Source organism: Nostoc sp. FACHB-110 (assembly GCF_014697425.1).
Lineage (GTDB): Bacteria > Cyanobacteriota > Cyanobacteriia > Cyanobacteriales > Nostocaceae > Nostoc_B.
This window is the reverse complement of record NZ_JACJRU010000009.1, coordinates 29576-53935: the sequence shown is the minus strand read 5'-3', so window position 1 is coordinate 53935 and position 24360 is coordinate 29576. Positions and strand designations below refer to the sequence as shown.

General features: G+C 44.0%; 37 protein-coding genes. 22 read left to right on the top strand and 15 right to left on the bottom strand.

Annotation, left to right across the window (positions count from 1 at the left end; translation table 11 throughout):
• Positions 1-79: 79 nt before the first annotated feature.
• From H6G69_RS11200 to H6G69_RS11155, 10 genes are all read right to left on the bottom strand, one after another.
• Positions 80-379 (bottom strand): HigA family addiction module antitoxin, encoded by a 300-nt coding sequence (locus H6G69_RS11200; protein WP_190686005.1) that lies wholly within the window; start codon positions 377-379, stop codon positions 80-82.
• A 9-nt stretch (positions 380-388) separates the two neighbouring features.
• The gene (locus H6G69_RS11195) at positions 389-688 is read right to left on the bottom strand and encodes a type II toxin-antitoxin system RelE/ParE family toxin (protein WP_190686003.1); all 300 of its coding nucleotides are present in this window, start codon (positions 686-688) and stop codon (positions 389-391) included.
• A 208-nt stretch (positions 689-896) separates the two neighbouring features.
• A complete protein-coding gene (locus H6G69_RS11190) occupies positions 897-1379 on the bottom strand; it encodes a hypothetical protein (RefSeq protein ID WP_190685999.1) in 483 nt (160 codons plus the stop codon).
• Between the two features lie 44 nt (positions 1380-1423).
• The gene (locus H6G69_RS11185) at positions 1424-2038 is read right to left on the bottom strand and encodes a hypothetical protein (RefSeq protein ID WP_190685997.1); all 615 of its coding nucleotides are present in this window, start codon (positions 2036-2038) and stop codon (positions 1424-1426) included.
• Positions 2039-2082: 44 nt separating this feature from the next.
• Positions 2083-2829 carry a DUF3102 domain-containing protein gene (locus H6G69_RS11180; RefSeq protein ID WP_190685995.1) on the bottom strand — a complete coding sequence of 249 codons (747 nt, stop codon included), beginning with the start codon at positions 2827-2829 and terminating at the stop codon, positions 2083-2085.
• On the bottom strand, positions 2826-3482 hold the full coding sequence (locus H6G69_RS11175; RefSeq protein ID WP_190685992.1) for a sigma-70 family RNA polymerase sigma factor: 657 nt from the start codon (positions 3480-3482) through the stop codon (positions 2826-2828). Before H6G69_RS11175 ends, H6G69_RS11180 begins: the two co-directional genes overlap by 4 nt.
• A 93-nt stretch (positions 3483-3575) precedes the next feature.
• Positions 3576-4166: a hypothetical protein gene (locus H6G69_RS11170; protein ID WP_190685989.1), complete on the bottom strand. Its 591-nt coding sequence runs from the start codon at positions 4164-4166 to the stop codon at positions 3576-3578.
• Between the two features lies 1 nt (position 4167).
• A complete protein-coding gene (locus H6G69_RS11165; RefSeq protein WP_190685986.1) occupies positions 4168-4434 on the bottom strand; it encodes a hypothetical protein in 267 nt (88 codons plus the stop codon).
• A gap of 169 nt (positions 4435-4603) precedes the next feature.
• The gene (terL, locus tag H6G69_RS11160) at positions 4604-6040 is read right to left on the bottom strand and encodes a phage terminase large subunit (RefSeq protein ID WP_190685984.1); all 1437 of its coding nucleotides are present in this window, start codon (positions 6038-6040) and stop codon (positions 4604-4606) included.
• Positions 6019-6582, bottom strand: a complete 564-nt coding sequence (locus tag H6G69_RS11155; RefSeq protein WP_190685981.1) for a helix-turn-helix domain-containing protein — start codon at positions 6580-6582, stop codon at positions 6019-6021. Before H6G69_RS11155 ends, terL begins: the two co-directional genes overlap by 22 nt.
• A gap of 27 nt (positions 6583-6609) precedes the next feature.
• Here H6G69_RS11155 and H6G69_RS11150 point away from each other — a divergent pair, with 27 nt between their 5' ends.
• Together H6G69_RS11150 and H6G69_RS11140 are read left to right on the top strand one after the other, a co-directional pair.
• Positions 6610-7389 carry a hypothetical protein gene (locus H6G69_RS11150; RefSeq protein WP_190685978.1) on the top strand — a complete coding sequence of 260 codons (780 nt, stop codon included), beginning with the start codon at positions 6610-6612 and terminating at the stop codon, positions 7387-7389.
• 272 nt (positions 7390-7661) lie between these two features.
• Positions 7662-7841, top strand: coding sequence for a hypothetical protein (locus H6G69_RS11140; RefSeq protein ID WP_190685973.1), 180 nt, complete (start codon positions 7662-7664; stop codon positions 7839-7841).
• Positions 7842-7900: 59 nt separating this feature from the next.
• Here H6G69_RS11140 and H6G69_RS11135 read toward each other — a convergent pair whose 3' ends face one another.
• Both H6G69_RS11135 and H6G69_RS11130 read right to left on the bottom strand, forming a co-directional pair.
• Complete coding sequence (locus H6G69_RS11135; protein ID WP_190685969.1) at positions 7901-8740, bottom strand: tyrosine-type recombinase/integrase; 840 nt, start codon at positions 8738-8740, stop codon at positions 7901-7903.
• Between the two features lie 58 nt (positions 8741-8798).
• Positions 8799-9092: an HU family DNA-binding protein gene (locus tag H6G69_RS11130; protein ID WP_190685967.1), complete on the bottom strand. Its 294-nt coding sequence runs from the start codon at positions 9090-9092 to the stop codon at positions 8799-8801.
• 82 nt (positions 9093-9174) lie between these two features.
• Between H6G69_RS11130 and H6G69_RS11125 the strand changes: the two genes are divergently transcribed.
• From H6G69_RS11125 to H6G69_RS11105, 5 genes are all read left to right on the top strand, one after another.
• Complete coding sequence (locus H6G69_RS11125; RefSeq protein WP_190685964.1) at positions 9175-10059, top strand: hypothetical protein; 885 nt, start codon at positions 9175-9177, stop codon at positions 10057-10059.
• 86 nt (positions 10060-10145) lie between these two features.
• The gene (locus H6G69_RS11120) at positions 10146-10574 is read left to right on the top strand and encodes a hypothetical protein (protein ID WP_190685961.1); all 429 of its coding nucleotides are present in this window, start codon (positions 10146-10148) and stop codon (positions 10572-10574) included.
• Positions 10462-11823 carry a DUF4055 domain-containing protein gene (locus tag H6G69_RS11115; RefSeq protein ID WP_206757641.1) on the top strand — a complete coding sequence of 454 codons (1362 nt, stop codon included), beginning with the start codon at positions 10462-10464 and terminating at the stop codon, positions 11821-11823. Before H6G69_RS11120 ends, H6G69_RS11115 begins: the two co-directional genes overlap by 113 nt.
• Before the next feature lie 74 nt (positions 11824-11897).
• Positions 11898-12500: a hypothetical protein gene (locus tag H6G69_RS11110; protein ID WP_190685955.1), complete on the top strand. Its 603-nt coding sequence runs from the start codon at positions 11898-11900 to the stop codon at positions 12498-12500.
• Positions 12501-12569: 69 nt separating this feature from the next.
• Positions 12570-13049, top strand: coding sequence for a hypothetical protein (locus tag H6G69_RS11105; protein WP_190685952.1), 480 nt, complete (start codon positions 12570-12572; stop codon positions 13047-13049).
• A gap of 29 nt (positions 13050-13078) precedes the next feature.
• Here the strand turns inward: H6G69_RS11105 and H6G69_RS11100 are convergent, their stop codons facing one another.
• On the bottom strand, positions 13079-13633 hold the full coding sequence (locus H6G69_RS11100; protein WP_190685949.1) for a hypothetical protein: 555 nt from the start codon (positions 13631-13633) through the stop codon (positions 13079-13081).
• Between the two features lie 2 nt (positions 13634-13635).
• On the opposite strand from H6G69_RS11100, the gene H6G69_RS11095 reads away from it, so the two are divergent.
• The 3 genes from H6G69_RS11095 to H6G69_RS11085 all read left to right on the top strand — a co-directional run bounded on the left by H6G69_RS11095 (position 13636) and on the right by H6G69_RS11085 (position 15250).
• Complete coding sequence (locus H6G69_RS11095) at positions 13636-14049, top strand: hypothetical protein (protein WP_190685947.1); 414 nt, start codon at positions 13636-13638, stop codon at positions 14047-14049.
• 80 nt (positions 14050-14129) lie between these two features.
• Positions 14130-14867: an RNA ligase family protein gene (locus tag H6G69_RS11090; protein WP_190685944.1), complete on the top strand. Its 738-nt coding sequence runs from the start codon at positions 14130-14132 to the stop codon at positions 14865-14867.
• Entirely contained in the window at positions 14864-15250 is a 387-nt protein-coding gene (locus tag H6G69_RS11085; RefSeq protein ID WP_190685941.1) for a hypothetical protein, read from the top strand. Before H6G69_RS11090 ends, H6G69_RS11085 begins: the two co-directional genes overlap by 4 nt.
• A gap of 17 nt (positions 15251-15267) precedes the next feature.
• Here H6G69_RS11085 and H6G69_RS11080 read toward each other — a convergent pair whose 3' ends face one another.
• Positions 15268-16224, bottom strand: coding sequence for a hypothetical protein (locus tag H6G69_RS11080; protein WP_190685938.1), 957 nt, complete (start codon positions 16222-16224; stop codon positions 15268-15270).
• A gap of 38 nt (positions 16225-16262) precedes the next feature.
• On the opposite strand from H6G69_RS11080, the gene H6G69_RS11075 reads away from it, so the two are divergent.
• The 4 genes from H6G69_RS11075 to H6G69_RS11060 are packed head-to-tail and all read left to right on the top strand — an operon-like array spanning position 16263 to position 18372.
• Entirely contained in the window at positions 16263-16688 is a 426-nt protein-coding gene (locus H6G69_RS11075) for a hypothetical protein (RefSeq protein ID WP_190685936.1), read from the top strand.
• 30 nt (positions 16689-16718) lie between these two features.
• A complete protein-coding gene (locus tag H6G69_RS11070; protein WP_190685933.1) occupies positions 16719-17243 on the top strand; it encodes a hypothetical protein in 525 nt (174 codons plus the stop codon).
• Positions 17230-17637: a LuxR C-terminal-related transcriptional regulator gene (locus H6G69_RS11065; RefSeq protein ID WP_199335910.1), complete on the top strand. Its 408-nt coding sequence runs from the start codon at positions 17230-17232 to the stop codon at positions 17635-17637. Before H6G69_RS11070 ends, H6G69_RS11065 begins: the two co-directional genes overlap by 14 nt.
• A gap of 39 nt (positions 17638-17676) precedes the next feature.
• Complete coding sequence (locus tag H6G69_RS11060; RefSeq protein ID WP_190685927.1) at positions 17677-18372, top strand: hypothetical protein; 696 nt, start codon at positions 17677-17679, stop codon at positions 18370-18372.
• An 80-nt stretch (positions 18373-18452) separates the two neighbouring features.
• On the opposite strand, the gene H6G69_RS11055 is transcribed toward H6G69_RS11060, so the two are convergent.
• Complete coding sequence (locus H6G69_RS11055; protein ID WP_199335909.1) at positions 18453-18773, bottom strand: hypothetical protein; 321 nt, start codon at positions 18771-18773, stop codon at positions 18453-18455.
• Positions 18774-18904: 131 nt separating this feature from the next.
• Here H6G69_RS11055 and H6G69_RS11050 point away from each other — a divergent pair, with 131 nt between their 5' ends.
• The 8 genes from H6G69_RS11050 (at position 18905) to H6G69_RS11015 (ending at position 24090) form a co-directional block, all read left to right on the top strand.
• Complete coding sequence (locus H6G69_RS11050) at positions 18905-19168, top strand: hypothetical protein (RefSeq protein ID WP_190685924.1); 264 nt, start codon at positions 18905-18907, stop codon at positions 19166-19168.
• Positions 19169-19277: 109 nt separating this feature from the next.
• On the top strand, positions 19278-19610 hold the full coding sequence (locus H6G69_RS11045) for a hypothetical protein (RefSeq protein WP_190685921.1): 333 nt from the start codon (positions 19278-19280) through the stop codon (positions 19608-19610).
• Entirely contained in the window at positions 19576-19914 is a 339-nt protein-coding gene (locus H6G69_RS11040; RefSeq protein ID WP_190685918.1) for a hypothetical protein, read from the top strand. Before H6G69_RS11045 ends, H6G69_RS11040 begins: the two co-directional genes overlap by 35 nt.
• Before the next feature lie 123 nt (positions 19915-20037).
• The gene (locus tag H6G69_RS11035; protein WP_242072037.1) at positions 20038-20778 is read left to right on the top strand and encodes a hypothetical protein; all 741 of its coding nucleotides are present in this window, start codon (positions 20038-20040) and stop codon (positions 20776-20778) included.
• A 12-nt stretch (positions 20779-20790) separates the two neighbouring features.
• Entirely contained in the window at positions 20791-21318 is a 528-nt protein-coding gene (locus tag H6G69_RS11030) for a hypothetical protein (RefSeq protein ID WP_190685915.1), read from the top strand.
• Positions 21285-23078: a hypothetical protein gene (locus H6G69_RS11025; RefSeq protein ID WP_190685910.1), complete on the top strand. Its 1794-nt coding sequence runs from the start codon at positions 21285-21287 to the stop codon at positions 23076-23078. Before H6G69_RS11030 ends, H6G69_RS11025 begins: the two co-directional genes overlap by 34 nt.
• 254 nt (positions 23079-23332) lie before the next feature.
• Positions 23333-23698, top strand: a complete 366-nt coding sequence (locus tag H6G69_RS11020; protein WP_190685908.1) for a ferredoxin thioredoxin reductase catalytic beta subunit — start codon at positions 23333-23335, stop codon at positions 23696-23698.
• Complete coding sequence (locus tag H6G69_RS11015; protein ID WP_190685905.1) at positions 23695-24090, top strand: DUF309 domain-containing protein; 396 nt, start codon at positions 23695-23697, stop codon at positions 24088-24090. The genes H6G69_RS11020 and H6G69_RS11015 overlap by 4 nt, the downstream gene beginning before the upstream one ends.
• The last annotated feature ends 270 nt before the right edge of the window (positions 24091-24360 follow it).

Genomic DNA, 24360 nt, shown 5'->3' with positions numbered 1-24360 from the left:
TTATGAAAAATTTTTCATAAACAAAAACGCCACTAATCACAAGTGGCGTTTGATTTAGGCGATCGCATGAAAGATATAGCTATGAACAAGGAGCCAATACGCGAGGGCGAACAGTTTCTTCGATTTCTTTTCCTGTCTGTTGTTCGGCTAATCTAAGCTCATAATTTTTTTGCAAGTTCATCCAGAACTCAGCACTATTACCAAAATACCGAGCCAATCTCAAAGCTGTATTAGCGGTGATTCCTCGCTCTCCATTGATTATCTGCGTAATTCGATTTTTCTGCACACCAAGAAGACGCGCTAATTCGCTTGCGGATATGCCTAATTCATTAATTTCATCAGCAAGAATTTCTCCAGGATGGATAGGTAAGCGTGCCATTTTACTCCCTCAGTGATAATCCGTGATTTCAATGTTGAAGGGTTCAAGAGATTCTTCTGGCCAGTTAAAGCAAATCCTCCACTGCTCGTTAATTCGGATACTATACTGACCTTTTCTATCCCCTCCTAAAGCTTCAAAGCGATTACTCGGTAGTCCCATTAGATCCTCCTTGCTAGTGGCGGCTTCTAATATCGACAATCGTTTATTCGCTTGCTTCTCAAAAGATTGAAACTCTTTTACCCTTATACCAACAGCAAACTCCTCCGTCCTTTTATCCTTGTACTTCGGAAATTTGCTTGACGGAGACATAGTACATTTACAAAACAGTAGTAGATGTTATGTGTTACGTAACTCGTAACCACAAAAATATGATATCACCATTGAGTGGATTTTTGAAAGTACCTTTCAAAAATTTGATGGAGAGCGATCGCCTCAAGTCCTCATCTCTAGTCAAATCCCTATCAGGGATTGAAACAAAACAGAATAATCACAGTGGTTATGAAAAATTTTTCAGGAACTAGATTCGGCACACACTGTCTGCCGAAAGCGCAAATTCTCCATCCAGCATCCAAACATTGCCCAAGTCCGGCACTTTTACAACGCCGCCACTAGTTTCAATTTCACCCGCCGCATCAACAAACCCTAGAGGGAATCGCACAGTTCGGCTTCGCTCACCGCCAGCCACACCATCCTCAACTCGTGGCTGCAATAGTACCAATCCCTCACCAATCCAAACCAATGGCTTCACAGGATCGCTTGTCCTGGCTTTGAGCAACTTATCCACAGGTGCGATCGCAACACACCACCCAGGCAACTTCCCTGCATCAGCCAAGGCAAAGAAAGCATTCGCCGCCACAGCAGAAATCTTAGTATCTTCGTCTGTAGCTGGTGTGAAGTAGAAGAAATCTGAGGGTTTGGCAGGCTCACCCTTTTTGGGGTCGCGGTTGGAATTGACAAAGCAGCTAGTGAGAGTTGCGATGCCAAGTTCCTGTAAGTGCAACTCCTCACGATGTAATTTCGCCCCGTAGTGCAACGCTTGTAAAATTAACCAGGTTGGTTGGTTTCCGAAGTTGCGGCTACTAAATCTTTTTTCTTGCGGCCAGTATCTTCGGCATCGCCAGTAGATTTCGCTCCAGTCTGGTTCTCTGCCGTCGCCAAGTTTCCCAAGTCTTCCTCAGTCAGTTCAGGAGTTTCTTCCTCAACAACCCACCCCGATTCTTCCTTACGGGCAAAGTTAGCGACTTCCTTAACTAAAGCTGGCGGAATTTGGTCAACATCTTGAGTGTTTTCCAGTGTCCATTCAGGCGCGATTCGTTTGATTATCGTGGTTGCTAAAATGAAATTTCGCGCTCTTTGAGTTTCTTGAATCAAATCCTGAAATTGTAGAAACTCTTCTAAATATTCACCCAAAGATTGAGCATCTCCATAGACTAAAGCGTTGTAAATTTCCAGCAGTGTTTTACCTGATTTAGTCGCTATGGTTCGCGCTACTTTCACAGCTTCCGTGCGGATATCCGCTAGGTTAGCCGATGCAATAAATAGGCGTTCGTTAGGAGTTAAATCGAAATATCTTGGTAACTCTAATTCGCCTATTTCTGCATTGCCAACTGTGATTTTTTCAAAGCCCTTGGGAGACGTTTTAAAGGGTAGCTTAATCATAATTGATAAATATAATTGGTAAACATTAGTGTGATAATGCCCAATCAAGAGCCAGTAATCACAGCTACCTGGAATTTACCAGCCATCGCCTTCACATCATCTGGCAAGAAGTCCTTGCCCAAAGCCACAGCCTGAATCAATAGCGACTTCAATTGAGCTTCTGGAAAATATTCAATGAGAGTTGCGATCGCTTCCCGCAATTCTTCAGACTTATCTTCAATCTCAACATCAATAATTTCAGCTTCTACTGCCTTAATCGGTTCGTTTTCGCCTACCAGTTCACCTTTAAGGAATGGGAATTCACCCTTAGAGGTCTTACAAACCAAAACATCCCCATTCGATACCGTTTTGGCAACTTCAACAACTTCACCGTAACACTCATGATTTAGTAGTGCTACTTTATACTTTGTTGAAGTAACTTGATTGGGGATAGTTTCTTCTTTGGGTTCTGCGGAAGCCAAGAAGATTGCTTGTCTTAATGACGGTAGAGGCGAATCAAAAACGAAACGCGTTTCGTTTTTCATCTTCTCCCAACTACTTATTATCCTGTCCCATTCCTTAGCGATTTTCATCAAAAATTGGGCATGGCGTGGCGAGAATTTGCAGTTAACTTCAATCCACTTGGTAAACTCGCCATGAGGCAAGGAACCTTTCACTTCAATTAATAGCAATCCTGCTTCTTTATCAGAAGTTAATGCTTGCCCTAGAGTTTCAATTCCATCTTTGTATAGTGAGCGCGATCGCTCCACAGCTTCATTGATATTTGTTGCCAAAATAGTTAAATTATTCATGCTTCTTGTAATAATAAAAATTTCAATTTAGCAAGCCCTAGGTTGACAGAAGCTTTCACTTGTTGAGGAGAAAGCTTCTGTTTTTTTGCAATTTGTTCAATTGACAAGTTGTTGAAAAATTTTTCAAGAAGTGCGGTGCGTTGCTTATCCCGTAGCTTGCCAAGATATTTTAATAGCAATTCTTTATCAATTTCCTCTGATTCTTCTGCTGAAACAGGCTCATGAATCATTTCATCCAAGCTAACAGCCAAGTTGCTATCAATTGCATCTAAACTTTGCCAAGCTTCATGCTTAATTCCTAATCCCAAAGCAATTTGTGAAGTCTCAGTTTCTCTACCCAAAGTTGCCAAGTTTCGCTGCAATCTTTTGACTTTCGCTTTGGTTTCAAGTGCTGTGCGCGGAACTTTGATTAATTGCCACTGGTCGCGCAAAAAGTGTTGAATTTCCCCTTGAATGTAGGGTATAGCAAAGGAACTAAAAGCGTTTCCTGTAGCAGCATCAAATCTATCAGCAGCCTTTAATAATCCGATATATCCTATCTGGAATAAATCATCGTAAGGTTCTCTACAGGTAGCCCTAGCGCGATGAACAACTTTGTGAACTAACTTTTTATTAGCTTCGGCAAGCGCATTTCTTTCTCTGGTTGACAACATTTTGACATCATCCAAGCCCTAGACTATCAATCAAAATTAGTCATAGAAGAGAGCAAATTGTAATGGGATACTTGCGGAAAAATTAATAGTTTTTTAATGAAGAGTTATCGCCCTGAGATTGTGATTGGGGTTTGAGAGTTCTTGGCGAATGCGATCGCTCAACAGCCCTAACCAATCCATGCGATCCATCTGAGATTGCCAGCTTAAAGATGGGGTTTTATCGCTGTTGATAATTTGCAGGCATCGAAGGGCAACTCCAGCAACGGCGCGGGATGGTGCGAGTTCACTGAGGGCGTAGCTTTTGCCGTATCCCTGTAAATCCACATCCCATATGCCAATAGGGTGACTACTGCCATCCCTACCCAAGCGAAAAACTGCAAAGCGATGAGATGCAGGATAATTTTTATAGTCCAGCGATCCAAGTTTGATAGGGGTTCCGTCGTATTCCCCAACCACTTCGCCGTGTAAGTCGGGCAGGTAATCCAAGGTGATGAGATAATCGCACACCCCATGAATTGAAGTGATTCTATAGGTTGCGATGCCGCCTGGGGTATTCCGTTCAAGTCGCAACACGGCGCAGTTTTGTCCATACCATCGCTTGAGAATTGTTGGTGCAGCGCGTCGTTTGCGTTTTGGCTGGAATAATCGCCTAATCCAGCGTTGTAGTTGTTCCAACCATCCCACATTATTTGCGCTCCCTACTTAAAAAGCTACCAATAGCAATAGCGATCGCATCTGTGGGCAGTCCCAAAATCGTGGCAATTATCCCCACCCCCGCAGTGAACAACTGCACATTTAAATCTTTGCTGGCAACGCTGAAGTGATAGTCGCCACTTTTATCAGTTTTGAATTCAATACTGATTGTCTGCGAGGCTATTAATATAGTTAGGATTGCGGCGAATAGATAAGAATATCCCTTGCCTATTTTGGAATCAGGTGGCGGGGAGGTCATTTTCAATGCTTGATGGCTGCTTTTCTACAATGCCCTGAGAGTGTGTGTTGTAGAATAAATCTAGTCATTTTTTGCTGTGACATTTTGGACGCTTATTAAAAAGCCCACAGTGACTTTGCGCGGAGGTAAAAGTAACCGCGCTCAAGCTTCCTGAAAAACTTTTCATAACCTATCCCCACACCGCAGTATCTTCGCCCCAAACTCCCAAGCGAGATTGCAACCAGTTAATACCCTGACTTGTGCCATCTACTTGGTCATCATTCGCCCCATTGGGGAAGGTACTGAACTCGGTCACATAATCGCCAACCCAAGGCGCATTCTCAGGCAGAAACACATTACCAGCTTCAACATAAGGAGCGATCGCAACTGCTCTGACCAACTTCCCACCCTCTGGTTCAATGGCGATGAGTCCAGGAATTTCACGCTCTAGCAAGCTAATTACTGCTGGCCCGTTGGCTTTGTCTTCAACTAATTTGGCACTTGCTTGAGGCCATTTAATGGAAAGTGCGCGAATTGCGGCGATGGTCGCGTTGATATCCATTCTGTCCCGCACTTGGTCGAGCAAGTAGAATTGAGAGCCACGCTTACCCCAGACTTGCCCAACCACGAAGTCTGATTTCTTGGTTTCTTTGAAGGTGCAATCCCAGGATTGAATAATTAAGTCAAAGTCAGAGGGCGCAACCTTGTAATACTTCCACCATGAGCGCTTAAAGTGGTTGCCTTCCAGTGGTGCGGGATGCTGCTGAAAAAGCGCGTTCCAGAAAAATGCGCCAATGCGCTTGCAGATTCGCAAGAGTCGCTTAAGTGGGTAACGTTCTGGACATAGTGCCTCACCTGGTTGCCTCCAGTCCGGCTCAAGAGTGCAAGTTGAAGGAACTTTTGGCGGCTTTTCTTCTTTGATTGCCTCTAAATTGACAATGTGCCAACATTCTGATTCTTCATCTTGTCCTTCTTGGGACAGCAGCCAGCCAGATACATCCAATTCATGCCAGCGAGTTTGAATAACAACGATCGCTGCATCGGGTTCAGCGCGAGTATAGAAAGTAGATTCATACCATTCCTGCTGCTTCTTGCGAATGGTTTCACTGAAGGCTTCCTCTTGGTTTTTAAGTGGGTCATCAATCAACCCCAAATGAAAACCTTTACCGGTGATAGGGCCACCAACACCAGCAGCCCACAATCCGCCACCTTCTGGAGTTTCCCAGTTTTTGACAGCTTGTGCATCTTCTCGCAACTTGCCGTCATTCTGTCTGTAGGCATCCCGCGAAGCTCTACTGAATGTGTAACTTAACTCTGCTGCATAGCTATTAATGCCAACCCACTGTTCGGGATAGCGGTAGAGGTAATAAGCAGTAAATAATTTAGTTGTTAGCTGAGACTTGCCGTGGCGAGGAGGCATGAATACCATCACCCGCTTGAGTTCTCCATCTGCTACACGCTGGAGAACATCAGCAAGAACTATGCAATGGCGATACCATTTGTACTTTGGATAGACCTTATCAACAAATTCACGAAAACTGAGGACTGGCTTAACTTCCGTCTCAGGCTCCGGCAAATCAAGAACGGCTGCTTGCCACTGCTTCCTTACGCTCGTCTTTGTTGCCACGCATTTCTAAGCTCAGTTAAAAATTCTTCAGGGCCAATCTCAAGTTCGATCGCCCGTTCAACTAAATCAGCTACAGTCTCAGGTTTTAGCTTCCTTTTGAGTTCGATGAGCTTGACAAGCGCCGTCGCCATAGAGCCTTTGCCCAATTCCGAACCTGGCAGGCTGGAGTGGATATCAGCGATCGCAGCTTCAATCACATCAATATCATCTAGTCCATCAGTTGTGTCGCGTCTTCTAACAGCTTCACGCAGCTTTGTCCCGCCAAGCTTTTCCTTGGGTTTGGGTTGGAGTGGAATGACATTAGCTTGTTTATTGTTTTGGCGGTATAAATCCCAGCTGCCATCTTTTGCCCAGCGATCAACTGTGCGACGAGACACCCCAAGAAATTCGGCTATTTCTTCTGGTGGCTCCCCAGTAATATACTTAGCCTCAGCAAGCTTCATTTTGTCGCCATCTTTTTTCCTGGACATTATTTGGACAATATTGAAATTATTTTTACTGCGCTCATGTGCAGATTTCCCATCTGGTAAAGCTTGCAGCATTTTGTCTGATTTGTCTAAGTTTTTAATATGAGTAATTTTCCACCCGAACGAATTGAAGAAGCCCGTAATTTTTGCTGCTGCTCTCCATATCAAAATCGTCAGATTTGCATTTATGCAGGTGGTGGCAGCAATCATCAGCACAATATGTATTGGGCTTATGTGATCTATGACGAAAAAGGCGATCGCATTGCCTATGAAACTCTACCAGACGACTGCTTGGATGTGGATGATGGGCTGAAATTTTGTGAAAAGATTATTGACAAGTGGGATGCGCCTTTGAGCTACGAAGATATAAGGCTGTGGCGCGATATCTGCGAATATTTAACCAATTGTCGCTCACCCATATCCTCAGATTGCTTGACTAGGAGAATCTCAGGATGTGGACACCTTGTTGACTATGACAGAAGCCACAGACAAAAGCTATGGAGCCTATACAAGATTCAATTAATTATTTATGAAAAATTTTCCAAGAAGCACCAAGGCTGGACATTAAAAGGTAACTGGGAAGACAAGATAGATTTTTTAGAGCAGGTTTACATACTTGGACGCAACCCAGATACTTTACCTCGCCCTTGGTTGGATAAGTGGGAAAGAAGGCTACAAGCCAATAAAGTTCAAGAATTGACAAGAGCTTTAAAATCTTTGGAGCATGAGCTTGACTCCCTGAAAACATACCAACAATGGATGCAAGAAGGAAGAATGCTCAACCAATTACCAAGCATAATTGAAAGCACCCTAGAACATCTGGTTTATCGTTGCAGGGAAGCCAAAAGTTTATTATCAGAATTATTCAAAAATGAGCAATGATATCAATTGCCCTCGCTGTAACCGTCCTTCCCTAGTTGCCTACGAAAGCCCCAACAAAGGCAGAGTGATGTTTTGCGAATATTGCAAGGTAGACGGCAATTTCCCTTTACGATGGCATTGGGAATCAGCCAGGGTTTGGGAGGATGAAGAGACAATAGAAGCCTCCCAGAAAGTAGTGAAAGTGATTATGAGTTCTGATGTAGAGAGGCACTTTTTCAAGTGGACAGACTAGGGGAATTCAAGCATCGTACGATTCCCCTAGGAATAGAATCATGTCTCAAAGAACTTTAGATACGGTAAGCACAATTCTTGGCATTGTCGCCGGTGGGGCTACTCTACTTGGCAATTTCCACGTCATCAATCCGCAGACTGCGGGGACAATTGGCGGAATTGCTACCGCAGTTTTAGGTTACTTGGTGCAGCGTCCAGCCTCTGATACCAAAGCCTCATAGATAGACCAAGTTTTCCTGTTTTAATATCCCGGCAACTAGAGTGCCGGGATTTGCATTATTTACAAGCCCAAATAGTTAGAAGTAGAATCGCTGGGGTTGGCATGAAGATATGGGTCGCTAATGGCAACGCTGGAGTGGCCAAGCGAATCACGTACCAGTGCCAATGATGCGCCCCTAGCAAGAGCATGAGACGCATTACAATGCCTTAGCCAGTGCATAGAAACTTTTGAAGTTATCCCACTTAAAGCGGCTGCATTCTTAATTATGTGGTGTGCCATCACCCTATCAATAGGGTTTTTCGTAGCACCAATAAATACATATTCACTACCTCGAAGCTGCTGCATTTCTATCCATACACTGACAGGAACTAGCACAGTCCGCAACTTTTCGCCCTTACCCAACAGCGTGACTTGCACCTCACCTGAATCACGCTCTTGAAAATCTTCCCACTTCAGCCGACAAACTTCACTCACCCGCGCTCCTGTGGCGTAAGTTAGCTTGAGGAAAGAGCGATCGCGCACGGATAATTGAGGGTGACTAATTAGCCTCAACACCTCGGATTGTTTGAGAATCCTGCCAGCTAGGGATGTATCGCCCTTGGGCATCCTCAAGGCCGCGGCGACATTGAAGCGGATGTAATTTAATTTGGTGGCAAAGGTGAATAGCGACTTGAGGGAGTTGAGCTTGCGCTTTTTGGTGGTGGGTTTGATGCCCTGCTCATCCAGATAGCTAGAGTAGCCCTGCAAGTCTTCCAACTTACACTCTTGTAGGTCTTTGTCCACAAATCCTAAAAAAACTTGCACATCACGCCGATATTCTTTTTGAGTAGAAAGGGGCCTTCCGTGCAGCCACATTTCTATTAATTTTTGGTCAGTAGAGACGCGGGACAGGGAACTCATGAAAGCCTTGAGAATTGGTGCTTTTAGAGTTCCATAACAAAAGAATTGTTTTGCTGTTTTATACTGTCGTCACTTTCTCGCCTACAACTTTTTCCTTGAAAAGTTTACCAGCAGAGAAGGCAGGTACTCTAGTTGCTGGAATTTCCATTTTCTCATTGGTTTTGGGGTTACGCCCTTCGCGGGCCTTTCTGTCGCGCCTTTCAAAAGTACCAAACCCCACCAGCGTCACTTTATCGCCCTTAGAAACCGCTTCAATGATTGCTTCTGTTGCAGCTGTTAATACTGCATCGGCTTGCTTTTTGGTAATGCCAGCCTTGTCTGCTACTGCATCAACTAATTCACCTTTATTCATTGCTGTGTCTCGGTTGTAGTCATTTACGAGCATATTGTAAACAAAGGCACTCTAACTGGAGCCAGTAGTCAGCCAGAGTGCTATGAAAATTAACAATGCGTTCCTATTATCCTTGCTATTCCGAGATTTTCCAGAATTTGCAGAACAAATTGCAAACACTACTGCTTACGTAGCAGTTATCAATGGAAATCCCTGCTTGATAATTCATTGCCGCGATCTACTCACAACCACGTTGATGCTTAACTCTGGACAAATAATTGCTACTAGATTGAAATCAGTTCTTGGTTTTGATTTTTGTTTAGAATGTGGTGAGGATGCAGTTGGAGAAGCAAATATGATTGCAGTTGCGGATAGAGTTGAAAACAGCACCACAAGCAACGAAAATAGATTGTTTAACTTAGAGATTCTGGCAAAAGCAACCCACTCAACCACCCAAGAAGTTAAGCTTTTGCTTGCTAAATCAAGATCGCCCATTTACCCCCAGTTAGACGGAAGCGAAGCAATCGAAGAAGTAATATTTGATACTGTTCTTTCTGACTGGGCTAAATCTTTGAAGGCAGAGGGCAGTGGTTCAACAGTACAGGAGGCAGAAGGACAAGCTCAAAAGTCGGAAACTAGAACACGCAAAGCAACGCCAAAAGTTCTGACCTCTGAACTGGTTGCCGACGATATTGTCAAAGTCAAGTCTGGAAAGAGCGCAGGCTCGCCCAACCTCACCCAGAAGGGAATTGAGCAGACCTTGAAGAGCTTTTTCGGTAAAGTGAAGCTCGATGACACTACTGAAGTTGACGCGGTTTCCGCATTCATTGAAGGGACAAGCGAATTTGGAACTGCTTTGAGAAAGAAAATTTTGGCAGCATACAAAAAATTCGCCACTAAGCCAAATATGGAAGAGGTTGAGGCTAGGCTGATTGATGGGGCTAAAGCCCATCTAGAGGCTATGACAGCAACGGCGAACGAGCAGTAATATATAGATGCGAAGTAGCTTAGGCGATATGTGTAAGCCCTAAGAGCCAAGCAAGCTGGCATCTTATATGCCTTGGCAGACGGTTGATGTTTCCCGTTAGCATACTGGAGCCGAGAATAGCGAATAAACGGGTGATAGCGATCGCATTCACTTACGAAATGGTTTTGAATAGTGCGATCGCTTTTGGCAAAGTGGCAGAAATAGTAATTGCGCGAACGTGGTTTACCGCACGCAATCGCTCCTACACTATCCGGACAGTAGGAAATGCAGGTGCAAGTCCTGTCTTTGCCTTTCGGGAATTTTGGCTACGTACCTTACCCCTTACGTTGCTTGCCTTCCCCCAATTCCAGCCTACCTTCAACCTTGAGCATCGCTGCTGCTGCATACTTGGAAGAATTGCAGTTGCTGTCCGACTGCTGGAATGGCTTGAAGGGCAGAGAAAAAGCTTATTTACCGCGAGAAGCGAAAGAACCGCCCCAAGCTTGGAGCGATCGCATCCGCCGCACAACTTTTGACAATCGCTTTGAACCTGCAATTAAAGACTACGCAGGGCTTTTAAGCGTTTTTAGCTTAAATGATGACGTTGCCCAATCGATAGTTGACAGCCAAGACAATATCGACCAATGCGGCAATGACATCTGGACATTTTTCCACGAAGCTGACCAATACTGCCTGAGAGATGGTTGGTGCGGGATTATGGTTGAATTCCCGCCTGAAGATCCAAACATTGCTTCCCAAGCAGATTTGTTGGCAAGCTTACGCCGCCCATACCTCGTTTTGATTGACCGCCGCGATATCCTCAACTGGCGAACAATTAAGGTAAATGGTAAATCTGTACTAGTGCAAGTCACCATTAGAGAAATTCGCCTTGAACCTGATGGTGATTTTGGAGAGAAAGAGGCGATATATTACCGAGTGTTACGCCCAGGCGAGTATTTTGTTTTTCAGATTATTGAAGGGAAGACAGGCGAGGCGCAGGTAATTTTGGTTGAGCAAGGGACAACCAGCTTAAACTCAATCCCACTGGTTTACTACTCGGTCACTGAAAGCCAACTATTTGCAGCCAAAGCACCTTTCTACAACTTGGCCAAGCTCAATATCGAACACTACCAAAAGCGTAGCCAACTTAATGAGGTATTGAGAAAGTGTAATTTACCTGTACCTGTGCGGAAGGGATACATCACAACAGCAAATGACCCCAAGCCGCCGATGATAATTGGCCCGAATACAGTTTTAGATGTTCCAGTTAATGGCGACTTCTTTTTTGCCGAGCCTTCAGGAAGTGCGATCGCAGCTTCAAAAGAAGACTTGAAAGACCTTGAAGCGGCGATGGACAGAATGACGCTGGACTTTTTGACCAGTGGCGATCATCAAAAAACTGCTACTGAAGTTGTTCTGGACTCCACCAAAACCAGCGCCAATCTCAAAGGCGTGTCCCGTCGCAAAGAATCAGCGATGCAACAGATATTTGACTTCTGGGTTGCCTACACCGGGGAAGCGGAAGGCGGAAGCATTGCAATGGATGAAGACTTACTCTCAATGCCAATGACTCCTGAGCAAGTAGACAAGCTTGAAAGCCTTGCCACAGGTGGATTTATCAGCCAACGCACACTGCTGCTACTTCTACAGCGAGGTAAGGTTTTGCCACGCCAATTCGACATCGACGAGGAAGTAGCAGCAACCCAACAACAGCACGACCAGGTATTAGCCGATGCAAACATTCCAACCCAAGGGAACACCCTTGACCCTAGCCCAACTTTTTAACCTCGCCACTATCCGCCAATCTGATGTGGATGAGATGGTGAGGCGAAGCCGACCTCATGAAAAATTTTTCATAAATGCCCTACCAATTCGACCAAAGCAGCCATAGATACCGAGATGCCGAGACTGGGCGATTTGTAAAGTACACCCAAGTTCTTGAGACTGTTAACTCTGAAATTAGCCGCCTTGAGGTGCGATTGAAGGGACACGCGAGGCTGTTAACTCAAGGCAAAATTGACATCGCTGAATTTCAAACTCGGATGGCGCAAAGCTTGAAGGAATCCCACCTGCGAAACGCGGCTTTTGGTGCAGGCGGGGTGCAACAATTGACCTCTACGCATTATGGCAAGGTCGGAGCGCAACTCAAGAAGCAATACAAATATCTTCATGGCTTCGGGCAGGATTTAGCCGAGGGGAAACTGACCAAGGAACAGGCAATTAAACGGGCTGGAAGCTATGCCAAATCTGCGCGGACATCATTCTTTGAGGCGGAGTTTACAAGTCGGGGGAAGGTTGGGTTTTATGCCAAACGCTTACTGGATGCCCAAGCAAGGCACTGCCAATCATGTATTAGCTACCAGCGATTAACCTGGACACCCATTCAGAATGTTACCCCGCCTGGGGTTGATTGTGAGTGCGGGGGGAATTGTCGGTGTCGGTTAGTATTTCGGAGAGTTTGAGGAAGTCTGAATTAAGAAGTCTGAATTCTGAAATTTCACACTTCACACTTCACACTTCACACTTCTTTTATGCCATTCACCGAAGAACAGCGATATCAAACATTAACTTTCTTAAATCAAGCCCTGCTCCGCACCGATCAGATGAGGGCGCAATCCTCAGACTATTCAGGCGACTTTTACCGCTTCGATGCCACCCTCACCCCCACTGAATACCAGAAAAATCGCCCTGTGCCACTGCTATTTCAAAAAGATGATATTTGGGCGAGGATGGACGCAATTGAGAATGAGGCTGAATATCTGGTTGAACAGGTGCAAGGCGTTCTTGATGGGTTACAGACACAAGAGCGCGCGATCGCATCTGAACGCAGCAGCCCAAACTCAGCCTTGAAACGTGCTGATGTTTTGGAATGGGAAGTTGGCGGCGGAGGACGAAGCGCGGGGATGTTTGCCCAAAGAGACAATTATGTTGAAAATCTGAGATATTTTTTGAATCTGCCACCAAGCCCAGATCCAACAGGCGGAAGCGGGGGGATGCTACTTAGGAGCTAAAAAGGAGCAAGGCAATCTCTAATTCAACTTCATAGCCTAAACAAAGACTCAACTGAATATCGTTCTTTGTAGAGTCTGTATTCATTTATTACCTCTTGAATTTCTCCCTCGTTCATTTGCAATTCTTTGCCAAACCTAAACCAAAAAGCATCAAATCTTGCAGCTTCAGATGCTTGTAGCAAAATAGCTGCATGGTTTCTTGCTTCATCTAAATGCAAGGTAGTTTTAAATACTTGATAATCCAACTCTATCAATGGTTTTTGTGTATTAAATCCAAAAATTGGGTTGACATCATCGGGCAAGGGTTGTCTTTTTTCGCGTACTAATCTTAAAACCGCGATCGCCATTTGTTCATCCTTGCTAGGTTTACCAAAACCTTTTGGTTTATCTGGACACAAAGCCTTAAATAAAGCACCTTCCGATTCAGCGTAGGCAGCAGCATTGATGATAGTGATCGCTTTTTTTGTGGACTCTGTTGCGCTGATAGAAAGTTTTTTACCTTTGTATTCAATCTTGACCAGTGGCTCAAAAGTTTCTAGGTCAAGGAATGATTTAACAGTTAGAAACTCAGATTCTTGATTCATTAATGACATCACCTTTTACTGGTTTTGATAATAGCGTTCTCACCTTCCAAATTGCTGGCGGCACTTACACAACCAACACCCTCGGCAATCGCATACCTGCGACTATCCCCACAATCATCAAAGCACTACTCAAGCCAGTAACTGACAGTGGTGCGGTTGAACGCTATGCCAAGGAAATTCAACAATTCGCCGGGGCTGATGGGTTTGCTTCGCTGCTTGAAGGGTATCTGGTTTTGCCCACGACTTATCCCCAAGGTGTGGAATTTTTGATGGAAGCCGATATTGAAATCATGGTGGCACTTGGCAAGCCAGAGACTGGGAGATTTAAACTACTGCCTATTACTCAATCCCCTTATGTTGTGGGAATGGGGATTGATATAGTTACGCCGATTAAAGGGATATTTCGGAGGAATTGAGGAGAAATTAGCCTACTGCATTGGTAGCTGCACTCGGCAGATTGTAGATAATTTGTATAAGTTGAACATACTTTGAAGCTATGCAGTTAACCCAAGAACAGTTAAGAAAAATCAATAGTGCCACAAAATATCCTTCAATTCCTACCTATCATCAACTAGGAGAAAAAGGCAAGCTTACCTCTGAATACATAGATTTTAAAGAACCATGTATTGTCACCGAAAAAATCGACGGTACAAACGCCAGAATTATTTTGTGGGATGATGGCTACATTATTGGCAGTAGAGAAGAATTGCTTTACGCCAAGGGTGATTTAATTATTAATCCTACCCTTGGGATAGTAGAAACATTAAAACCAATAGCAGACAAACTTAGTGAATTTAAATTCAATTGCGGCGCAATTTATTTTGAAGTTTATGGCGGAAAAGTAACATCAGCTTCCAAGCAATACACCACAAATTCAAGTTTAGATTGCAGACTCTTTGATATAGCAGAAATTCCTTCTGGAATAATCGCCCATGAAATAGAAAAAATTGCCCTATGGAGAGAAGGCAGTGGTCAACATTTCTGGGATGAGCAAGCTTTAGTTGGATTTGCCCAAGTCCACAATCTAACCCTAACCCCTCGCATCCTCACCAACTGGACACCACCCAAAGACATCGAATCGATGTATCAGGAATTGAAAAATTTGTTGCCCAAAAGCTTATCCTGCCTTGATGAACAAGCCCCAGGCAAGCCAGAAGGCATTGTGATTAGAACCAAAACGCGATCGCAAATCGCCAAAATTCGCTACGAGGATTACGCCAGGACATTGAAATGAGCAACAACATCAACATTTCTCAAATCAACGCCGCCATTGATAAAGCCTTCGATGTGGCTGTGGATGCACTTGCTGATTCTTGCCAAGATGCGATCGCATCCGAAATCTGGGAATGGCCAAGAGAAACAGTTCGCCAAAACTCCGACATCGTAGGCAGTCCAAGAGACATCGTAGACACCGAGGAATTGATTGATTCCCTAGTAATTAGCAGAAGTGCCAACGCCGCCGAACTGACTTGGGAGGCTGACCACGCCGCCATTGTGCATGATGGCGCAACTACCAAAAGCGGCACAGACTTGCCTGCTAGACCCTGGACAAAGGTTGGTATTGAGAACTGCGATGTGGCTGAGGTAATGCAGAAACAATTGAATAAACTGCTTTGAGGTTTCTGTAAAATTTTTCAGGAACCCACAAGCGTTGGTTGAATCCAGTTCCACTTTCTTTCAGTCCGCCCTTCACCCACTGCACTACGTCGCCAATGTCCACGCCTCCAGTGAGGAGATGGGGAAGCGTGAGTTCCACCCTTGTCAATTCTGGTTTTACTGGACTCCTGAAGTCTAAGCCAACGGGGATATAAGCACTTTTCCCTTGGTTCTTTATTTGGAGAAAAGCCATTGCCAATAGTTTCTCTGTGGCTAACAGTCTCAATTTCAGTCCTTTCAAATGACAAAAACATGAGGCTTTGCATCGCCAAATTTCGCAATTCTCGCAAAAAGGCTTTGTCTAATTGAGTTGAGCGATCGCACCCTAAATCCCCATCCCGTTGTTCAAGTTTGCCATTATTTATCCCCCATCCAGAAAACCAAACCGTTCCTTGGGTGTCTACACAACAGTAATGAACATTTACATCATGTTCATGCTTTAAATAGGGAACTTCCAAACCGTATTTTTCACCAGTTGACCACTCTGGGTGATGGATGTTTGAACAATGAATATTGAGATAATCAACACAACCCCCATCAGGAGAATGCACCCCCGATGGCAATAACAACATCAATGAATGAATTGGTAGATGTGCCACCAAATCATTAAATATTAGGCTTTCATCACCAATATCAGTTTGCCTAAAAAGTTCTAATAAATTTTTATCTAAGCAATAAATCGGCGCATCTTGCACCAACCACAAAGCATGGCGATGTGATGCGAATCGCTGTGCTAGGTCAAATACATTGTTATTAAATTCTGGCGATATTAAAGCGATCAAGGCTGCTAATTCTTGCCACTGAGTATAGGTTTTGGGAATTCGATAATTTTTCTTAAGTAGTGTGCGATAAAGTCCTGATGCGCCACCTTTGATAAAAAAAGAGATTTGCGAGTGGCGACTATCAGCTTCAATGAGTATACTTCGGCTACACACAGGAATCTATATTTATTAACTACTACAAAAATATTACTATGATTGACCCTATTAATTTTCGCAATGATATTCTTGCAATTCTTGGTAATAAATTAGGAAATTACACATTTCCTGATGGCGGAACAACCACAGCGATCGCCACTCTCCCTGATCCAGATTTAGGCTACCAATACCCACCACACGGCACAAAAACTTCAGGATTGGAAGTTGTAATTAAGCGACCATATCCAGAAGCTGAGGGGAATTTAGGAGGCGATCGCACTTTATCTTACACCTGGGAAGTTCACCTCAAGCAGTGGGATACTCAAGATAGTTTGATTGAGGCTATTGGGCTATTGTCAGGCGATTTACCAGGGGATTACTCAATAGAAAGAGTGAGTTTCATGCCCCCTTCTGAAAAGTTATTAACCGTCGAACAATGCAAGATATTTATTCAGGAATGGGCTGTTGCGGTTCCGGTATAATAGCGTTCGGTGAACGTTCGGTGAACGCTTGTGAACAGTGTCAACAGAGTCCCAGTTAAGGATTTAACGAATCGCTACAACATTGGCAAAACGGCACTTTACGCCAGATTTGAAGCGGCTGGCATAAAACCGATTAAAGAGGGAACACGCTCTTATATTTCAACCGAAGAACTGGAAGAACTTGATGGGCTTGATTCTTATTTGAAAACGGGTGGCGTTCTCTCGGAATTTCGCCCAACCATTGTACCAGTCGAGGAAATTAGCAGCATAGCTATGCTACAAAATGAGCCAGCTAATTTCACAACAAATTGGCTAATGAATGTAGTTGAAAGACTGATATTCACTTCTCGAAAATCTCCGCTTGACCGATACAGAGAATTAGAAGAAGTTGCACAAAATGGATGGGTTCTGTCAACCTCAGATATCGAAGCAATTATTGGAATCAAGCCAAGAATATTAGGAATGGCTTATGGCAGTTTTCAAATTAGTCGCTGTGGTAAGGTTGGGCGAGAGGCGGGCTGGATTATTAAGAAAAAAGCAAATGTATCGAGTTAGTAAGCGACAATATGATGTTTTTAGTCTCTTAGCACAGGGTTATACAAGGCAAGAGATTTCTGCAAAACTTTATGTTACCAAAAAGACGGTTGAAGCCATTATTTACGATTTCACTTGCAGTAGCGTTATCGACTTCAGACCAAATGTAGATTCAAAAATAATTATCTGGTTTTTAACCAATAGTGACAGGATTTTTGTAGGAAAAGGAAACGCGATCAGTTACGAAACAAAGAGGTTGATAAAAAAAGATATCGAAGCAGGTTTGAAAACCAACGTGATTTCTCAAAAATACGGCGTATCTACTTGGACTATTTACAATTACAAACGAAGAATCAGAAGGGGCGAATTTATAGTAGAGCCTAAAACATATTTGCCTTTCTTGCGACGAATATAGGGAATCCTGCTTTCGGATCAATCTCCGGAGATTTCAAAGATGTCGAAGACTTTTCAAGTCGGCGCAGGGAATAAGGTCAAGCTCTACGTTGCGTTGTTGCCTTTGGGCGATCGCACCGAACCCGTTGACGTAGAAGTTACAGCCAGTAGTGGCATTACCAACAATGCAACTAGCGTAACCGTAGCTGCTTTGGATGGCCCTATTGCTGGTGGAACGCCACTGACTTTTGACAATGGAACCGCAGAACTCACGGTTTACTTAACTGCTGATGCCAAAGAAGGTGATACCACCCTGCACATTGAGGCAGCACACGCAGCACTCACAGGCAGTTCTACTGCTGAGTACGTTGCCAAGAAACGGTTACTCGGCGGTACTCAGTTGAATGCGAATATCAACAGCGATCGCACCGATGTCCTAGTGTTTGAAGACCCACTGGGTTACAAGGACGGGGCGATTACAGGGCAAAGCTGGGAATTGCCTTGGACTGCGAATTTACTCAGCAGTGATGAAGCGTTTCGCAGAATTTTCTATGCAGCTGCTAATGGTGTTTCAGGCCGCGAAGTTTACGTGTGGCAAGAAGATCCAGCACCCGCAGGAGCTACTACAGGCGATGGGCTAAAAGGCGCAGCAGTAGTTATGAACATGAACAAAAATTTGGCATCACAAGGCATCATTACTTTTAGCTGTACGTTTATGGGTCAAGGTTCTCCTACTATTACTCGTTACGCTGCCTAGTTCCTGAAAAATTTTTCATAAACGAAACGCCACTGGCTTAGTGGCGTTTTTGTTGGGGCTAGAGCTTATGAATTGTTGACTTAAGACCGCTTTTTGTTTCTAAGACTTTCATTCACCAGAAGCTTGTTACTGCGTTCTGCGTATTCACTTAAGCCAAGCACCCATGCTAACCTGTGCAATTCTGCTGGCTTCCACCCTTCGGCAGCCGCTAAATCTAATGCTTGTTTGTGAACTTCTTCTGGCACAGCAAAGGTTATTTTTATCATCTTTGGTGCGTTTGTTTCTGGCATGGTTTCCACTTGATAAACGGCTTCTGTTTCCATAATTTTCGCCTTAGTGGTTACTACTTGGTAGGTCAATTCGATTTTTAGTCTACCATAGGGATACCTAGTGACAGTCACTAGGGTAATTTTTTGGTGTAAAATACCATGCAGAGAACAAATTAATTTTTGTAATTGCCTGCTAGTGAGTCACCACCAGCAGGACTTTTCCACCCATCCACAGTTACGGCCTATGGAGGGCAATGTCTATCATGCCAAGAAAACTCACTCAAATCGACACATTTGCACAAAAACTCATAGAAGAATTACCACCAAGCCAGCGATATTATCCAGGCGAAAATATGTACGTTGGCACGGCTACACGATTAATTCAGCGAAAGCTCAAAGAATACTATCAAGGTACTGGTGCAAAAGAGCCGCAGCTGTCTGCTATTCGCAGCTGGTTTTACTCTGGATGCCCAGAGTGGGCGATCGCTGCTTTGTACCACGCCACTAATCAAAGAATCGCCGCCTAAAAAAGTTGCTGGAAAAATTACAAGTTTATTTACCCGCCTTGAGCGGGTTTTTTATTATTGAGCCATGAAACAACTCAGAACCAAAAGTGAAACGATTCATAAGTAATTCATGACCGTCGCAGATTTTAGCCAGATCAAGACAAAATCGCTATCAGAAGTAATTGGAACCGAGATAGATGGGTTGAGAAGGGATTTGGTATTGCAAAAACTGGGCATTAGCAGAACGACCTGCTACAGATACTTAACTTGTCTATTACAGGAACGTCCTAAATACTTCGATTACATACCAGGAAATCAATATCTGAGTCGCGGAACACTTGAGGCTTTGTTCCAGTTCCAGCAACTTGTAGAGAGATTTCAGTATGAGGGTGCTGTTCCAAAAATTAAAAAACACATGGAGAATTACTATGAGCTACAAGCAAGCAATCAACAACAAAGATAAAAAGCAACCAACTACAGCCAGTGAAGCAGCCGGACAAAATACAGGACAACAAATAGCAGGTGATTTCGATTCTGTTATTACTAACCTTGAAGACAAAATGATTGATTACATTGGGGCTAAAGTTGTCCAAGGTGTCATGTCCCGACTTTCTCGCGGAGACTTAGGAACAACTGCGCCCAAGCTTTTGATGTCGTTCAAAAGTTCTGCAACAAGCCACCTGACTGAAGAAATCAAACAAATTGAAGCTTGGGATAATGACCCAAAATTACTGCTGCCATCGAGCAGCGAGTCGATAGCTTCGTAATGATTGTGGCAGCGTTAGCGAAGCTCGCCGAAGGCATCGCCCGTGTAGAAAGAGCGTGTAAATTTGTGGCGATCGCCTGCCTATTCTCAACTTTGTTTTTCACCACATACTTAATAGCTTCCAATGCCCAGAACAAAGAAAGCAGCAACTATGGACTTCGGAGCAATAGCAATACACAACCCAGTGATGGGACACAGTTCTCATATCGATGAGAAAGCTAAGTCCTGGGGTGGGTTTGAGGCTGATATTCTTAGCTACCTCAGCGATATCAATAACCTGCAAGCATTTGCGAACATGGCGCAAAATGCGGCTGAATTGAGTGAAAGACTAGACCCGTTTTTAGAAAATGCCAAAACTGCGTTTGAGGCATTGGAGAAATTAAACAACGGACAAGTCACCTGGACTGAATTGAGAAAGCAGTATGGCAATCATGTAGCCAACGCGATCGCTAAAATCAGAAAGCTAAATGCCAGCTTTAACGCTGACATGGAATTGCTTGACGCTAGTGATAGAGCAGAGATGCTGCGGATTGAGGAGCGCAGAAAGAATGCTTTAAATGAGGTTGCGGTACAGCTTAGGAACGACTTACAGGCTGAACTGTTCCGCCATCAAAATAAAATCAGCAGCATCGAAAATCGGCACACAGTTCAAGCCGAGAGGCAGACTGTCCAAAACAGGTTACATGAACAGCGTCAACTTCTGCTCAATCGTGCGAGATACGGGGATAGAGCATTTGACATGAACCGCGCACCTAAGGAAGTTATACCAGTACAGATGCGGTCATTCCCGGTGGCTGATAGTGTTAGTCCGACAGGGAAGAATCGAGGCTGGGGTAATTTGTGGGATAAATTAGGCGAGCGATAAGGAACAAATGCGGTGTTAGCCAGGAACGAACAAAACCCTACTAACACCAATCCTTTTGGGTTGGTGCAGCAACAACAGGAACCACAGGAACTGGAACAGAAAGACCCCCCAGAAAACAATAAAACTTGTTCGTTCCGTCGTGCTGGTAATGTTTGCGAGATTGCGGCTGGAGCTTGTTTAAATTCAGCCGTAGTGTTCACTTTCCACTTAATGCAGGTTCATCCGCCTGGCATCATACTAGCCTTGGGTGTAGCTCACTTGTACTTGAGTGCGACAGCGGCAGGTGAGAGCAGGGATAAATTAGTAACTAACTTTATGACTGGGGCATCAGCATCACTCGCTCTAGTTTGTGCTGTTAGTGAACCGATAGGGGAATGGTGGGAAGCTAGTCAGTCAAAGAATAATGCAATTGCCGAAACTACCCAGATGTATGAACCCGTGAAAAAAGAATCTTCAGTTTGGGTCAATCCGGTAGTGATTGCCGTTGTCTTAGGTTTGGTAGCAATATGGATTACCTCAGCGAAGCGCATCAAGAATTAACTAACTCTCAACAATCAGACTTGGTAGTAAACTTTGACGCAGCAGCAATGGATTTGAAAGTTGCTGCTATTGGTTTGGGCTTGGTATTGGGGGTTGGTGCATCTGCAATGGCATGGAAAGGAGAAAGCAGCGATCGCGTGTACTTCTGCTTAAAATCTCCCACCCACGAATTTATCTGCGAAGACCTCAGCAATCGACCCTACCGAATGACAGCTTGGCAATGGCAGCAGTGGGGCATGGAAGGTAGGCCAAAAGCAGTAGTAATGAATCGCACAATCATTGCCAGTAACCCTTACAAACCTTACTGGGCAGGTGGCGCATTTTTAAGCTTTGCTGTAGCTGGGTGGATGCTGCGGCACTTGCAGCATACAGAAAAAAAATTAGCGAAGTTTGAGGCGATAAAGGATAAACACGATATAGCCCAAGCTGAACTTAAAGCCAAGATTAGTTTGATGGATAACTACAGGGAGTTGGCCATTAAGGAAGTTGAATTACAAGCTGACCTGGAACTTATTGCAGGCGATCGCTCTATTGACCTACAAAAAGCTGAGATACTAGCTGAGACTGAAATTGAAGTAATTAAGCTAGAAGCATCAGACGCTTTATTTGAAGCCAAGACAGCAGGTATGACAGATGAACAGAAAGAGGAATATATTAACTTTTTGCGCTCATCACAAACACCTTACTTGCAAGGAACTCAAACACTTGAGCAGATAGTTAACCCTGGTGACAAGGTAGAAGGCACAAACCAAACAGCAATTGCCGCAGCAGATAAATATAAGTGGATGCAAAATACCATCGGCTACCCTACCCTAATTTTTGGTGGCATGGGTGCGGGTAAATCATGGACTACCAGAGAAATTATCTGGCATAAGCGTAAAGCTGGGTGGAATCGGATTATTGCTCTTGACCCTCACGGCACACCTGTAGAGTGGCAGGGTGTTGAGTTGATTACTGGCTATGAAGAAATCTCTCAATTCATGCAGTGGTATTTGGGAGAGATGCGCGATCGCTATAAAGCCTATCGTAAATCGGGCATGGTTGAGGAACAGTGGACACAACATTTAAGGGATACCAATCAGCATTTCTGTGTAGTTGCTGAGGAGTTTACAACTTGGACTGATAATATTGTTGAGCCAATGCCAGATAATTGTGAGGATGAAAAATGGAAGCCTGACCCTGATTTTGTTGGTAAATGGTTTCGCTGTGCCATGACTGAATCTCGTAAACAGTTGATGATTCCCTTGTTTGTCGCCCATGATCGGACGATGGAAATTTTAGCTAAAGCCAAAGGGTTATCTAGATTAAGGGATTCATCTTTGTTAGAGATTGAACTTATCCCAGATATTGATGAGGTTACAGCAGAAGCAAAAGCCAGTGGCAAAGGAGCAATCAAACTACCTGGGCATGGTCAATGGTTGCCAATTGAATTACCACCATTAACTCACAAGCGAATCGATTTTAGGCCAGAGGGGTCTACAGCAGTTACCCCAACTGAGCGGCCCAAACAACCAGATCCGTTTGAGGGTGTGCTTGATAATGTACCAACCATAGAAATGTCACAGATGGCTCACGCTGTTTTGGCAATTATCAATGCAGGCAATCAGCCGGTAAGCTTTGAATCAATTAGAAAATCCCGCAAATGGAACGGCACGCCACCCAAGACCGAGATAATCAGAGGTGCATTAATGGAGTTGATAAGGCTCGAAAAAATCCAGGGTGATGCAGAGTTGGGTTACAAAATTTTAGGTAGTTCCTGAAAAACTTTTCATAAACCAAACTAGCTCAAAATTAGTGCGCTAAATTTTTAACTATTCTCTTAGCCTTCTGCCACCTGCCTTCTGCCTTAAATTCTTTCCGACTTGTAATCGGAAGGTCGCAGGTTCAAATCCAGCTGCTGGCTTTTACTATTCAGGTAGAGTTTTAGCTAGTTTGGGGAAATCTCCCTAGTAATAGCAGCTTGGTGCTGAGGTACAATGCAAAGAAATATTTAAATTATGAGCGGCAGATCCACATGATCACATCAGAAGCTAATGCAAAATCCAGCGATAAAAGCCTAGAAGCAATGCGGCATTTTTCCGAACAATACGCCAAGCGCACTGGAACTTACTTCTGTAGTGAACCTTCGGTTACTGCGGTGGTAATTGAAGGGTTAGCCAAACACAAAGATGAATTAGGTGCGCCTTTATGTCCCTGCCGTCACTACGAAGATAAAGAAGCTGAAGTTAAGGCCTCATATTGGAATTGTCCTTGCGTACCCATGAGAGAGCGCAAAGAGTGTCATTGTATGTTGTTTCTGACTCCAGAAAATGAGTTTGCAGGTGAAAGTCAAGAAATCACCTTAGACACAATCAAAGAAGTAAGAGACAGTATGGCATGAGCGAGGCAATGCCCCAGGAGTTTTGGCAAGGTGTAGAACAGTTCAATTCTGGACAGTTTTACGCCTGTCATGACACTTTAGAAGCTTTGTGGATCGAAGCCAGCGAACCCGAAAAGACTTTTTATCAAGGGATTTTACAAATAGCTGTGGGCTTGTATCATCTGGGTAATGATAATTTACGGGGTGCAGCAATCTTACTAGGAGAAGGTGGTAATCGCTTGCGGCGTTACCCAGATATTTACGCGGGTATAGACGTAGAAGCATTGTTGAGCCAAAGTGGAGCATTGTTAAAGGTAATCCAACAAATGGGAGTCAATAAAGTTCCCGTAGGTGATTTGAGTGAAAATCCATCCTTGCCTATACCAAGGATTTTGCTAGCAAATGGTGAATAGATAAGTTAGTAGTGGACTGTCTAGACTAAAGTAGTGCATTAAAGGTAGGTTGGGTGTAACGTAGTGAAACCCAACACTTTCAGAATTTTGTTGGGTTACCCTCCGCTTCACCCAAATTACTGGCGTGGCAAGCTACAGATTTTTAATAAATGTAAATTTTCTGTGAAACTTCCACGTTCGGCAAAGCGTCAGTATTTTAGCCATTGGTTATCCAAGCTGTTCCAGATTGTAGAGGTTATCTCTGGATAAAGTACTTGAGATAATTGGTAT

Bases quoted from the DNA above. Each gene is read 5' to 3' on its own strand.
- H6G69_RS11200 (WP_190686005.1), bottom strand. From the start codon at position 379: ATGGCACGCTTACCTATCCATCCTGGAGAAATTCTTGCTGATGAAATT.
- H6G69_RS11195 (WP_190686003.1), bottom strand. From the start codon at position 688: ATGTCTCCGTCAAGCAAATTTCCGAAGTACAAGGATAAAAGGACGGAG.
- H6G69_RS11185 (WP_190685997.1), bottom strand. From the start codon at position 2,038: ATGATTAAGCTACCCTTTAAAACGTCTCCCAAGGGCTTTGAAAAAATC.
- H6G69_RS11180 (WP_190685995.1), bottom strand. From the start codon at position 2,829: ATGAATAATTTAACTATTTTGGCAACAAATATCAATGAAGCTGTGGAG.
- H6G69_RS11175 (WP_190685992.1), bottom strand. From the start codon at position 3,482: ATGTTGTCAACCAGAGAAAGAAATGCGCTTGCCGAAGCTAATAAAAAG.
- H6G69_RS11165 (WP_190685986.1), bottom strand. From the start codon at position 4,434: ATGACCTCCCCGCCACCTGATTCCAAAATAGGCAAGGGATATTCTTAT.
- H6G69_RS11155 (WP_190685981.1), bottom strand. From the start codon at position 6,582: ATGCTGCAAGCTTTACCAGATGGGAAATCTGCACATGAGCGCAGTAAA.
- H6G69_RS11150 (WP_190685978.1), top strand. From the start codon at position 6,610: ATGAGTAATTTTCCACCCGAACGAATTGAAGAAGCCCGTAATTTTTGC.
- H6G69_RS11140 (WP_190685973.1), top strand. From the start codon at position 7,662: ATGTCTCAAAGAACTTTAGATACGGTAAGCACAATTCTTGGCATTGTC.
- H6G69_RS11135 (WP_190685969.1), bottom strand. From the start codon at position 8,740: ATGAGTTCCCTGTCCCGCGTCTCTACTGACCAAAAATTAATAGAAATG.
- H6G69_RS11130 (WP_190685967.1), bottom strand. From the start codon at position 9,092: ATGAATAAAGGTGAATTAGTTGATGCAGTAGCAGACAAGGCTGGCATT.
- H6G69_RS11125 (WP_190685964.1), top strand. From the start codon at position 9,175: ATGAAAATTAACAATGCGTTCCTATTATCCTTGCTATTCCGAGATTTT.
- H6G69_RS11120 (WP_190685961.1), top strand. From the start codon at position 10,146: ATGTTTCCCGTTAGCATACTGGAGCCGAGAATAGCGAATAAACGGGTG.
- H6G69_RS11110 (WP_190685955.1), top strand. From the start codon at position 11,898: ATGCCCTACCAATTCGACCAAAGCAGCCATAGATACCGAGATGCCGAG.
- H6G69_RS11105 (WP_190685952.1), top strand. From the start codon at position 12,570: ATGCCATTCACCGAAGAACAGCGATATCAAACATTAACTTTCTTAAAT.
- H6G69_RS11100 (WP_190685949.1), bottom strand. From the start codon at position 13,633: ATGAATCAAGAATCTGAGTTTCTAACTGTTAAATCATTCCTTGACCTA.
- H6G69_RS11095 (WP_190685947.1), top strand. From the start codon at position 13,636: ATGACATCACCTTTTACTGGTTTTGATAATAGCGTTCTCACCTTCCAA.
- H6G69_RS11090 (WP_190685944.1), top strand. From the start codon at position 14,130: ATGCAGTTAACCCAAGAACAGTTAAGAAAAATCAATAGTGCCACAAAA.
- H6G69_RS11085 (WP_190685941.1), top strand. From the start codon at position 14,864: ATGAGCAACAACATCAACATTTCTCAAATCAACGCCGCCATTGATAAA.
- H6G69_RS11075 (WP_190685936.1), top strand. From the start codon at position 16,263: ATGATTGACCCTATTAATTTTCGCAATGATATTCTTGCAATTCTTGGT.
- H6G69_RS11065 (WP_199335910.1), top strand. From the start codon at position 17,230: ATGTATCGAGTTAGTAAGCGACAATATGATGTTTTTAGTCTCTTAGCA.
- H6G69_RS11060 (WP_190685927.1), top strand. From the start codon at position 17,677: ATGTCGAAGACTTTTCAAGTCGGCGCAGGGAATAAGGTCAAGCTCTAC.
- H6G69_RS11050 (WP_190685924.1), top strand. From the start codon at position 18,905: ATGCCAAGAAAACTCACTCAAATCGACACATTTGCACAAAAACTCATA.
- H6G69_RS11045 (WP_190685921.1), top strand. From the start codon at position 19,278: ATGACCGTCGCAGATTTTAGCCAGATCAAGACAAAATCGCTATCAGAA.
- H6G69_RS11040 (WP_190685918.1), top strand. From the start codon at position 19,576: ATGAGCTACAAGCAAGCAATCAACAACAAAGATAAAAAGCAACCAACT.
- H6G69_RS11035 (WP_242072037.1), top strand. From the start codon at position 20,038: ATGCCCAGAACAAAGAAAGCAGCAACTATGGACTTCGGAGCAATAGCA.
- H6G69_RS11025 (WP_190685910.1), top strand. From the start codon at position 21,285: ATGGATTACCTCAGCGAAGCGCATCAAGAATTAACTAACTCTCAACAA.
- H6G69_RS11020 (WP_190685908.1), top strand. From the start codon at position 23,333: ATGATCACATCAGAAGCTAATGCAAAATCCAGCGATAAAAGCCTAGAA.
- H6G69_RS11015 (WP_190685905.1), top strand. From the start codon at position 23,695: ATGAGCGAGGCAATGCCCCAGGAGTTTTGGCAAGGTGTAGAACAGTTC.